The sequence below is a fragment of the Streptomyces anatolicus genome (genome assembly GCF_019400875.1).
GTDB lineage: Bacteria > Actinomycetota > Actinomycetes > Streptomycetales > Streptomycetaceae > Streptomyces > Streptomyces anatolicus.
Genome location: NZ_WMBF01000207.1, coordinates 1 through 10,717, shown reverse-complemented (window position 1 = coordinate 10,717; position 10,717 = coordinate 1). Strand labels below are relative to the sequence as shown.

General features: G+C 71.4%; 9 protein-coding genes and 1 pseudogene. 3 read left to right on the top strand and 7 right to left on the bottom strand.

Going from position 1 to position 10,717, the window contains the following annotated elements; genetic code table 11:
• From GKQ77_RS19005 to GKQ77_RS18990, 4 genes and pseudogenes are all read right to left on the bottom strand, one after another.
• Window positions 1-416: pseudogene (locus GKQ77_RS19005) on the bottom strand (N(G),N(G)-dimethylarginine dimethylaminohydrolase); the annotation flags it as partial.
• Between the two features lie 57 nt (window positions 417-473).
• A complete protein-coding gene (locus GKQ77_RS19000; RefSeq protein ID WP_219690110.1) occupies window positions 474-2,777 on the bottom strand; it encodes an ATP-binding cassette domain-containing protein in 2,304 nt (767 codons plus the stop codon).
• Between the two features lie 10 nt (window positions 2,778-2,787).
• Complete coding sequence (locus GKQ77_RS18995; RefSeq protein ID WP_219690109.1) at window positions 2,788-4,431, bottom strand: ABC-F family ATP-binding cassette domain-containing protein; 1,644 nt, start codon at window positions 4,429-4,431, stop codon at window positions 2,788-2,790.
• 255 nt (window positions 4,432-4,686) lie between these two features.
• Complete coding sequence (locus tag GKQ77_RS18990; protein ID WP_219690112.1) at window positions 4,687-5,151, bottom strand: Lrp/AsnC family transcriptional regulator; 465 nt, start codon at window positions 5,149-5,151, stop codon at window positions 4,687-4,689.
• A 94-nt stretch (window positions 5,152-5,245) separates the two neighbouring features.
• On the opposite strand from GKQ77_RS18990, the gene GKQ77_RS18985 reads away from it, so the two are divergent.
• Window positions 5,246-6,172: an SMP-30/gluconolactonase/LRE family protein gene (locus GKQ77_RS18985; protein ID WP_219690108.1), complete on the top strand. Its 927-nt coding sequence runs from the start codon at window positions 5,246-5,248 to the stop codon at window positions 6,170-6,172.
• A gap of 73 nt (window positions 6,173-6,245) precedes the next feature.
• A complete protein-coding gene (gene nadE / locus GKQ77_RS18980) occupies window positions 6,246-7,079 on the top strand; it encodes an NAD(+) synthase (protein WP_219690107.1) in 834 nt (277 codons plus the stop codon).
• Between the two features lie 34 nt (window positions 7,080-7,113).
• On the opposite strand, the gene ssgD is transcribed toward nadE, so the two are convergent.
• Complete coding sequence (gene ssgD / locus GKQ77_RS18975; RefSeq protein ID WP_219690106.1) at window positions 7,114-7,530, bottom strand: spore wall synthesis regulator SsgD; 417 nt, start codon at window positions 7,528-7,530, stop codon at window positions 7,114-7,116.
• A 213-nt stretch (window positions 7,531-7,743) separates the two neighbouring features.
• On the opposite strand from ssgD, the gene GKQ77_RS18970 reads away from it, so the two are divergent.
• Entirely contained in the window at window positions 7,744-8,850 is a 1,107-nt protein-coding gene (locus GKQ77_RS18970; RefSeq protein WP_372459925.1) for a WD40/YVTN/BNR-like repeat-containing protein, read from the top strand.
• 16 nt (window positions 8,851-8,866) lie between these two features.
• Here the strand turns inward: GKQ77_RS18970 and GKQ77_RS18965 are convergent, their stop codons facing one another.
• Together GKQ77_RS18965 and GKQ77_RS18960 are read right to left on the bottom strand one after the other, a co-directional pair.
• Window positions 8,867-9,166 carry a YciI family protein gene (locus tag GKQ77_RS18965; protein ID WP_219690105.1) on the bottom strand — a complete coding sequence of 100 codons (300 nt, stop codon included), beginning with the start codon at window positions 9,164-9,166 and terminating at the stop codon, window positions 8,867-8,869.
• 21 nt (window positions 9,167-9,187) lie between these two features.
• A complete protein-coding gene (locus GKQ77_RS18960; RefSeq protein WP_219690104.1) occupies window positions 9,188-10,633 on the bottom strand; it encodes a flotillin family protein in 1,446 nt (481 codons plus the stop codon).
• Between the last annotated feature and the right edge of the window lie 84 nt (window positions 10,634-10,717).

Below are 10,717 nucleotides of genomic sequence, written 5' to 3'. Positions count from 1 at the left end.
ACCCCCTCCGCGTCGGTCCTGCCGCCCCGCCCCACGTAGACCGTGTCGCCGATCTTGAGGACGTCACCGCCGTCGAGCGTGCCGGGCTCCCGGATCCAGTTGACCGAGCAGCCGAGCCGGGCCACCGCCTCCTCGACGCCCGGCGTCTCGCCCCGCCGGGCCTCGGCCCCCGGCCGGGCGATCAGCGCCACGTTCCGGAAGACGACCACCGCGTCCTCCACGAACACCGAGTCCGGGCAGTCGTCGGCGGGCTCGACCTCCAGCGTCTCCCAGCCGTGGGCGTCCAGCGCCGCGACGTACGCCTCCCACTGCCGCAGCGCCAGCTCCACGTCGACGGGGGTGCGCTCCAGGTGGGTGAGCAGGCCTTCGGCGAGGCGCGGGTCTGGACGGCGGATCAGGGCCTTCTTGCTGGGCACGGCGTACTCCTCACGGGGCGGGACACCGCCGCACCTCACGTGGGGCGGTGCCGCACATCATGCAGCGCGCTCCCCGTCCAGGCCCAGAGCGCCCCGGAGGTGATCCGCGGTGAACGACCCCCGCGCACGAAGCAGCAGCTCCGGGGTCCCCTCGAAGACGATCCGCCCGCCGTGCTTGCCGCCGTCGGGGCCGAGGTCGATGACCCAGTCCGCGTGCTTGACGACGTCCAGGTTGTGCTCGACGACGACCACCGTGTTCCCGGCGTCGACGAGCCGGTCGAGCAGCGCGAGCAGCCCGTCGACGTCCGCCATGTGCAGGCCGGTGGTCGGTTCGTCCAGGACGTATGTCGTCCCGGTGCGGTGCAGCTGCGTGGCCAGCTTGATGCGCTGCCGCTCACCGCCGGACAGGGTGCTGAGCGGCTGCCCGAGCGTGAGGTAGGTGAGCCCCACGTCCCGCAGCGCGCCGAGGCGCCGGCGAATCGCCGGGTCGCCGAAGCGTTCGGTGAAGTCGAGGGCGTCCTCGGCCGTCATGGCCAGTACGTCCACGACGGAGTGGCCGTCGACCGTGAGGCGCAGCACCTCGTCCTTGAACCGCCGCCCCTCGCAGACCTCGCACGTGGTGGTCACCGGGTCCATGAACGCCAGGTCGCTGTAGATGATCCCGCGCCCCTGGCAACGCTCGCACGCGCCATGGGAGTTGAAGCTGAACAGGCTCGCCTTGGCGCCCGTCCCCCGCGCGAAGAGCTTGCGCACGGTGTCCATGATCCCGAGATACGTCGCCGGGGTGGAGCGGCCCGAGATGCCGATGGACGACTGGTCGACGACCACGGCGTCCGGGTGCGCCGCGGTGAACGCCTTGGACACCAGCGTGCTCTTGCCGGAGCCCGCGACTCCGGTGACCGCGGTGAGCACCCCGGTTGGCACCCGCACGCTGACGTTCCTGAGGTTGTGCAGGTCGGCGTCCTTGACCCAGTGTCCGCCCGTCGCCTCGCGCGGCTTCTCCTTGATGCCCCGGACGCGGCGCAGGTGGCGGCCGGTGAGGGTGTCCGCCCGCCGCAGCTCGTCCGGCGTGCCCTCGAAGACGACCAGGCCGCCGTCGGTGCCGGCCGCCGGGCCCATGTCCACGACGTGGTCGGCGACCGCGATCACGTCCGGGTCGTGCTCGACGACCAGGACGGTGTTGCCCTTGTCGCGCAGCCGCAGCAGCAGGTCGTTGAGGCGGCCCACGTCGCGCGGGTGCAGGCCGACGCTCGGCTCGTCGAAGATGTACGTCATGCCGGTGAGGCTGGAGCCGAGATGGCGCACCATCTTCAGCCGCTGGCCCTCGCCGCCGGAGAGCGTGGACGTCTCACGGTCCAGGCTGAGGTAGCCGAGGCCGATCGCCTCGATGCGCTCAAGGGCCGCCACCGCCGCCGCGGCGATCGGTCCCGCCACCGGGTCGTCGACGCGGGCCAGCTGCTTGATGAGGTCGGTCACCTCCATTCCGGTGCAGTCGGCGATGCTCAGGCCGTTGACGCGGGTGGCGAGTGCCGCCGCGTTGAGCCGCGCCCCGTGGCAGGAGGGGCAGGCGCCCTCGATGAGGAAGCCCCGCACCATGTCGCGGGTCTTCTGGGCGAGCGCGGACAGATCGCGGTTGAGGTACAGGCGCTCGAAGCGGTCGGCGAGGCCTTCGTAGTCGATGTCCCGTGCGCCGCCGGTGTTGTCGATGCTGACCTTCCGCTTGCCGCGCCCGCCGCGCAGCAGGAACTGCCGCTCGGTGTCGGTGAAACGGCCGACCGGCTTGTGCGTGTCGAGGTCGGGCGTGTTGGTGTACGTCTGGCCGTGCCAGGTCCCGGCGGCGAACGGCGGGAAGAGGATCGCGCCGTCCGCCAGGGACTTGGCGGGGTCCAGGATGCGGTCGTAGTCGGGCCGCACGGTACGGCCGAGGCCGTCGCACCGCGGGCACATGCCCGACGGGTCGTTGAAGGAGTACGCCGTCGCCGGGCCCGCGCTCGGCGTGCCGTGCCGGGAGAAGAGCACCCTGATCACGGAGTAGACGTCCGTCATGGTGCCGACGGTGGAGCGGGAGTGGCCGCCGACCGGCTTCTGGTCGACGACGATCGCGGGCGAGAGGTCCTCGATGGTGTCCGCGTGCGGCCGCTCGTACTTCGGCAGCCTGTTGCGTACGAACCAGGTGAAGGTCTCGTTCAGCTGGCGCTGGCTCTCGACCGCGATCGTGTCGAAGACGACCGACGACTTTCCCGACCCCGACACCCCGGTGAAGACCGTGAGACGGCCCTTCGGGATGCTCAGGTTCACCTCCTTCAGGTTGTTCTCACGGGCTCCGGTGATGGTGATGCAGTCGTGTGTGTCCTGGTGCATGCACCGGACGCTAGTCGTCATACCCGACAGCTTCTGTCCGCTTTTCCTGGGTGATTTCCTTCAGCTCCCCGTCGAGAAGCAGCCAGCGCGTGATGCCGATGGACTCCAGGAACGGCAGGTCGTGACTGGCCACGATCAGCGCGCCCTGGTACGACTCCAGGGCCGACGACAGCTGCTTCACGCTCGCCATGTCGAGGTTGTTCGTCGGCTCGTCGAGCATGAGCAGCCGCGGCGCGGGCTCGGCGAGGAGCAGCGCCGCGAGCGCCGCCCGGAACCGCTCGCCGCCCGAGAGGGTCGCCGCCTGCTGGTCGGCCTTGGCGCCCTTGAACAGGAAGCGGGCCAGGCGCGCCCGGATGCGGTTGTTGGTCGCGTCCGGGGCGTACGCGGCCACGTTCTCGACGACGCTCAGTCCGTCGTCGAGCACATCGAGCCGCTGGGGCAGGAACCGCAGTGGCACATGGGCAAGCGCCTCGCCGGAGACGGGCTGAAGCTCCCCGGCGATGGTGCGCAGCAGCGTCGTCTTGCCCGCGCCGTTGCGCCCGATCAGCGCGACCCGCTCGGGGCCGCGCAGCTCGAACTCGCGCAGGACGCGGGTGCCGTAGCGCAGTTCGAGGCCGCTCAGGGTCAGGACGTCGCTCCCCGGGTGCACCAAAGTCTGCGGCAGGTCGACGCGGATCACGTCGTCGTCCCGCACCGCCTCCACGGCGTCGTCGAGGCGCTCCTTGGCCTCGGCCAGCTTCTCCTCGTGCAGGATGCGGTGCTTGCCCGCCGACTCCTGCGCGGCCCGTTTGCGGGCGCCCATCAAGATCTTCGGCTGGCTCCTGCTGTCCTGGATCTTCTGGCCGTAGCGCTTGCGGCGGGCCAACTTCACCTGGGCGTCGGCCAGATCGCGCTTCTGCCTGCGCAGGTCGGACTCGGCGACGCGCACCATGCGCTCGGCCGCCTCCTGTTCGGTGGCGAGGACCGCTTCGTACGCGCTGAAGTTGCCGCCGTACCAACTGATCTCGCCCTCGTGCAGATCGGCGATCTGGTCGACGAGGTCGAGGAGTTCACGGTCGTGGCTGACGACGACGAGGACGCCGGACCACGCCTCGACGGCCGCGTACAGGCGCCGACGGGCGTGCAGGTCGAGGTTGTTGGTCGGTTCGTCGAGCAGCAGGATGTCGGGCCGGCGCAGGAGCAGCGCGGCGAGGCGCAGCAGCACGGACTCGCCGCCCGAGACCTCGCCGGTGGTGCGGTCGAGGCCGATGTGCCCGAGGCCGAGCTGGTCGAGGGTGGTGCGGGCGCGTTCCTCGACGTCCCAGTCGTCGCCGACGGCCGCGAAGTGCTCCTCGCGCACGTCGCCCGTCTCGATGGCGTGCAGCGCGGCCCGCGTCGCCGCGATGCCGAGCACGTCGTCGACGCGCAGAGCGGTGTCCAGGGTGACGTTCTGCGGCAGATAACCGACCTCGCCGACGATCTTGACGGCGCCCTCGGTGGGTGTCAGTTCTCCGGCGAGCAGCTTCAACAGGGTTGATTTCCCTGAGCCGTTGAGGCCGATGAGGCCGGTCCTGCCGGGTCCGAAGGCCACCTGGAGACCGTCGAAGACGCTGGTCCCGTCGGGCCAGGTGAAGGTGAGCGACGTGCAGGTGAGAGAGGTGGGGGAGTGTGACATACAGGCCTCGCGGTCGCGTGGTGTGGAACGTGGTCAGGGACAACGCGTTCGAGACACCGCGGCGGGGTGAGGCCGGAAGAGAGAGAAGGCCTGTGCCGGGGGACGGGACGGCTCGTATGCCGAGGTCGCACGCGACGTACACGGCAGCGCGAGAGCTGCGTGACGCGGTGTCTCAAGACCTCAGACGAGCAACGTCCTTCTCCTGTCGACGGCAACAGAACCGCTGTCGACGTTAGGAGCCTCCCGTGGGCCCTGTCAACGCTTTATCGCGCCGCCGCTCGGCGGGGCGGGCGTGACGGGGCGCTCGAAGAAGGTCTCCAGGGACACCGTCGCCTGGGTCCCGCTCACGCCGTCGATCGCGTACAGCCTGCGCAGTACGTCCTGGAGCTGCTCCGTCGTCGCGGCGCGCACCTTCACGAGGACCGCGGCGCTGCCCGCGATGACATGCGCCTCCTGGATCTCGGGGATCGCCGCGAAGGCCTCCGCCGAATCCCCCATCCAGGCGGTCGATTCGACCATCACGAAGGCCAGGACGCCGCGGCCGAGCGCCGCCGGGTCCACGTCGATGGTGGTACGCCGGATGACGCCCCGCTCGCGCAGCTTGCGCACCCGCTCATGGGCGGCGCCCGCCGACAGGCCGACCGCCTTGCCGAGCGCGGCATACGCGGTGGTCGCGTCCTGCTGGAGGACCGCGATCAGCTTGCGGTCCATGTCGTCCACGTCATTCACCGTTCCCATGGCGTCACCATATACGGTTCTGGCATAGTCCATCTCGGCTGTACGAGATTCAGTTCGCGACCACTTGGGGGTAAGCATGTCCGGTTCTGACGACACCGCGCTGTACGAGATCCTGGACGACCGGTTCCGCACCGGACGGTGCGCCAATGGAGACAGCCGCCTGGAGAAGCTGTACGGCGACTGCCGCTGGGCCGAGGGACCCCTCTACCTCCCCGCCTGGCGCCAGCTGATCTGGAGCGACATCCCCAACGACCGGATGCTGCGCTGGGACGAGGCGACCGGAGCGGTCTCCGTCTTCCGCTCCCCGGCCGGATACAGCAACGGCAACACGCTCGACCGCGAGGGCCGGCTGATCTCCTGCGAGCAGGGCAACCGCCGGGTCACCCGCACCGAGCCGGACGGCACCCTCACCGTGCTCGCCGACCGCTATGACGGCAAGCGGCTCAACAGCCCGAACGACGCGGTCGTGCGCTCCGACGGCTCGGTGTGGTTCTCCGACCCCGACTTCGGGATCACCAGTGACTACGAGGGCTTCCGCGCGGAGCGCGAGCAGGACGGCCTCCACGTCTACCGGATCGACCCGGCCACGGGCGAGGTGCGCCTGGTCGCGGACTGCTTCGGGGCGCCGAACGGCCTCGTCTTCTCCCCCGACGAGCGGCAGCTGTACGTCTCGGACACGCGGGACCGCGTGATCCGCGTCTTCGACGTGCGTGACGACGGGACGCTCTCCGACGGGGAGGTCTTCACCAAGGCCACGGACGACGTCAGCCGCTTCGACAACCTCCGGTTCGACGACGGAGGACGGCTGTGGGCGGCGGCCATCGACGGCGGAGTGCACTGCTACGACCCGGACGGCACCCTGATCGGCCGTCTTAACATCCCCGAACCGGTCTCCAACATCGCCTTCGGCGGCCCCAAGAACAACCGCCTGTTCATCACCGCGTCGACCTCGCTGTACTCGCTCGTGATGGGAATCACCGGGCTGCCGCGCGTGCGGAGCTGACCTGCGGGCACGCTTCCCGTCCCGACCAGGACCTCTCTACTACCCCGACCAGGATCTGCGAGCAGGAGCGACCATGACCGACCGCGCGTCCCTCACCGTCCAGCAGGAGATCGCCCGGGCCCTCCAGGTGAGCGAGGAGTTCGACGTACGTCAGGAGGTCGAGCGCCGCGTGGCCTTCCTCGCCGACCAGCTGACCTCCAACGGCCTGCGCTCCCTGGTGCTCGGCATCAGCGGCGGCGTGGACTCCACGACCGCGGGGCGGCTGTGCCAGCTCGCGGTCGAGCGGGTCCGGGCCGCGACCGGGCGCGAGGCGGTGTTCTTCGCGATGCGGCTGCCGTACGGCACCCAGGCCGACGAGAAGGACGCCCGCTCGGCGCTGGAGTTCATCCGGCCGGACAAGGTTCTGACCGTCGACGTGAAGCCCGCGGCCGACGCCGCGCTGGCGGCGGTCGCGGCGGGCGGCGCGCTCTTCCGCGACGCGCACCACCAGGACTTCGTCCTCGGCAACATCAAGGCCCGGCAGCGCATGATCGCCCAGTACGCGGTGGCGGGGGCGCACGAGGGCCTGGTGGTGGGCACCGACCAGGCGGCAGAAGCGGCCTCCGGGTTCTTCACCAAGTTCGGTGACGGCGCGGCGGACGTCGTCCCGCTCACCGGCCTCACCAAGCGGCGGGTCCGGGCCCTCGCACAGGAGCTGGGCGCACCGCCCGCGCTGGTCCAGAAGGTCCCGACGGCGGATCTGGAGTCGCTGAACCCCGGTCTCTCCGACGAGGAGGCGCTCGGCGTCACCTACGAGGAGATCGACGACTTCCTGGAGGGCAAGCCGGTCGCCGATGCGGCCCGCAACGCCATCGTCGAGCGCTACCACCGGACCGCGCACAAGCGGGAGCTGCCGATCGGCCCCTGAACGCGCCGGGCCATCCGGTCCGGGCGTCAGCGGCTCAGCACGCGTCCCGCATCAGCTCCGCGAGGTCCTGGTCCAGGTCGACGTGGCGGTGCTCCTGGCCGACTGGTACGAGCGCCGTCGTGCGGAGCAGGAAGCGGCGCAGCTCCCCGGTGCGGACGTGGACGATCGCGGTGCCCTCGGGCGCGTGGAACTCCACGACCGTGCGGTCGAAACCGTACGGCCGCACCCGCACGTCGCCGTCGCCCACCGCGCGCTCCACGCCGTCGGTGAGCAGTTCGCGGGCGAAGGTCCAGTAGACCTCGACGCCCTCCAGCGTCGCGGGGGCGGGAAAGCTCATCCGTACGGCGAAGGGGTCCCGCCGGTCGTAGTGGAGCGTTGCGGGGATGGTCGGCATCCGCGGCGCGGCGGCGACCAGGCGGGCCTCTACGGCTTGTTCGATGACGGTGGACAACGCCTGCTCCCTCACTGACTGCTGGACGACTGGGGTCGGCACTTGAATAGACGACGGAAAGACGGGATCCGTGCACACGCGAGGTGAGTGGGACCGAGTGACCTCTGTCACCGAGAGACCGTGGAGGCGCCCGCGGTTCCCGGCGCCCGTCTTCCGGGGGAGCCCTTCCGGCCATCTGGACGAGGCCCGGCGCGTCGGCTAGCTTCGCCCGCCATGAGGGCCATGGGGAAGTCGAAGACGGTGGGGCGCGCGGTACTGGCGGCACTGTGCGGGGCGGCACTCGCCGGGGCCGTCCTCGCGGCGCCCGCGAACGCCCGGCCCGACGGCCGGGACCACACCCCGGGCACGGCCCTGAGCTGGCAGCTCAAGGAGAGCGGCACCGACGCCCGCTTCCGCGGCCTCGCCGCCGTCAGCCGGGACACGGCCTGGGTGGCCGGGTCGAAGGGGACCGTGCTGCGTACGTCGGACGGCGGCAGGAGCTGGCGCGATATCTCCCCACCGGGCGGCGGCTCTCTCGAACTGCGGGACGTGGAGGCCTTCGACGGCCGGCGCGCGGTGGTCCTCGCCATCGGCGAGGGCGAGGCCTCCCGGATCCTGCGCACCGACGACGGCGGCAAGACCTGGACGGAGTCCTTCCGCAACACCGACCCCCGCGCCTTCTACGACTGCGTGACCTTCTTCGACCGCCGCCACGGCCTGGCGATGAGCGACCCGGTCGACGGCAAGTACCGCATCCTGTCCACCGCCGACGGCGGCCGCTCCTGGAACGTCCTGCCGAGCGCCGGCATGCCCGCGGCGCAGGAGGGCGAGGCGGGTTTCGCGGCGAGCGGCCAGTGCCTGGTCGCCTCCGGTCCGCGCGATGTGTGGCTGGCGACCGGGGGAGCGGCACGCGCGCGTGTCCTGCACTCCGCCGACCGCGGCCTGACCTGGACGGCCACCGACGCGCCGATCCCCGCGGGCGACCCGGCCCGCGGCGTCTTCGGCCTCGCCTTCCGCGACCGTGCGCACGGCATCGCGGTCGGCGGCGACTACCGAGCCGGCCAGGCCTCACCGCGGGCGGCGGCCGTCACCGGGAACGGCGGCCGCACCTGGACCCCGGCCGGGCAGCCGCCGCCCGCCTACCGCTCGGGCGTGACGTGGTTCCCGCACAGCCGCGCCACGGCCCTCGCGGTCGGCCCGACCGGCACCGACGTCACCACGGACGGCGGGCGGAGCTGGCGGACGGTCGACACGGGCTCGTACGACACCGTGGACTGCGCCCCGGACCGGGGCTGCTGGGCGGCGGGCGAGAAGGGCCGGATCGCCCGCCTGGAGCGGTGAGGGCGCCGGTCCCGGGTTACGCGGGCAGCTGCTCGCGGTACGAGGCGAGTGCCGGGACCGTCTTCGTCGCGTAGAACTCGGTGATCCGGTACTCGCAGACCCCGGCCAGGACGAAGGGGTCCGCCCCGGCGATCTCCTCGATCCGCGCCCGGTCCCGGGCCACGGCGATGATCACGCCGCCGTCGCGCGGGTTCTTGCGCCCGGAGGCGAGGAAGACCCCGGCCTCGTACTGCTCGTCGAGCCACGCCACATGGGCCGCCAGCTGCTCGTCGACGGCGGAGACGGGCGCGGTGTAGGTCAATTCGAGAATGAACATGAGCGCGAGGCTACTAGTCGGTCAATCGGTGACGTCGATGCGGCCGTTCGTCGAGACGGGCGCCGACGTGGGCACCGAAGCGGGCGCCGGGGCAGGCGTCTTGCCGCCGGTGATGCCCTTGAGGAGTTCGGCGAGGTCGACTCCCGTGGTGGAGCTGAGGAGTTCGACGCCCTGGGCGACGTTGTCGGCGACCGTGCGGGACAGCTGGCTCGCCCCGTCCGTGGAGATCACCGTCATCTTGTCCACCGCGCTGAGCGGCTCGGACGCCTTCGCGACCACGCTCGGCAGGACCTCGACGAGCATCTGCAGGACCGCCGCGTCGCCGTAGCGCGCGAACGCGTCGGCCTTCTTGTGCATCGCCTCCGCCTCCGCGGCGCCCTTCGCGCCGATCGCGGCGGCCTCGGCCTCGCCCTCGAGGCGTACGGCGTCGGCGAGCGCGGCGCGGTGCGCCTTCTCGCCCTCACCGGTGAGGCGGGCCCGCTCGGCGTCGGCCTCCGCCTGCTTGACCAGGCCGATCCTGCGGGCCTCCGCCTCCTGCTCGGCCTGGTAGCGCGCGGCGTCGGCGGGCTTGCGGACCTTGGTGTCCAACTCCCGGTCGGTCAGGGCGGCCTGGCGCTGGGCGACCTTCTCCTGCTCGGACAGGACGTTCTGCTGCCGGGCGGCCTCGGCGAGCGGGCCCGCGGCGGCGGCACGGGCCGACGCCTCGTCCGTCTCGGCCTTGATCTCGGCCTGCTTGAGCGCGAACGTCCGCTGGGCGATCGCGATCTCCTCCTCGGCCTTCAGCCGCGCCTGCTCGGCGGCGCGGCGCGCCACGGCCTCGGCGATGTCCGCCTCCTGCTTGGCGCGGGCGGCCTCGGGGCGCCCGAGGTCCTCCAGGTAGGAGCCCTCGGTGGTGATGTCCTGGATCTGGAAGGCGTCGAGCACCAGGCCCTGTCCGGAGAGGCTGGCCTCGGCCTCCTCGGCGACCTGCCCGGCGAACGCGGCGCGGTCACGGATGATGTCCTCCACCGACATCCGCCCCACGATGGAGCGCAGCGCTCCGGAGAGCACCTCCTGGGTGAAGCCGACGATCCCGTCCTGCTGCATGAGGAAGCGCTGCGCGGCGGCGCGTATGGAGTCCTCGGTGCCGCCGACCTTCACGATGGCCACGCCTTCGAGGTTGGCCTTCACGCCCCGCAGGGTGACGGCGCCGCGCACCGCGATCGGGATGTGCCGCGAGGACAGGTCGAGCGTGAACTTCTGCTGCACGAACGGCACGACGAAGACACCGCCGCCGACCACGACCTTCTGGCCGCTGTTGTCGGTCATGACGCGGCCGGTCTCCGGATCGGTGGACCTCTTGCCGCGCCGCCCGGTCACGATGAAGGCCTCGCTGGGCCCGGCGACCTTGTAGCGGGTGATGACGACGAGCGCCAGCAGGACGAGGAGTACGACGACTCCGATGACGGCGGTCAGAACTGGACTCATGGCGCTTTTCCCCCCTGCCGCCCGGGGACGGCAGATCGGTTACGTATGGGTGGTGAGGTGGGTGTGGTTCGGGCGGTACGCGGG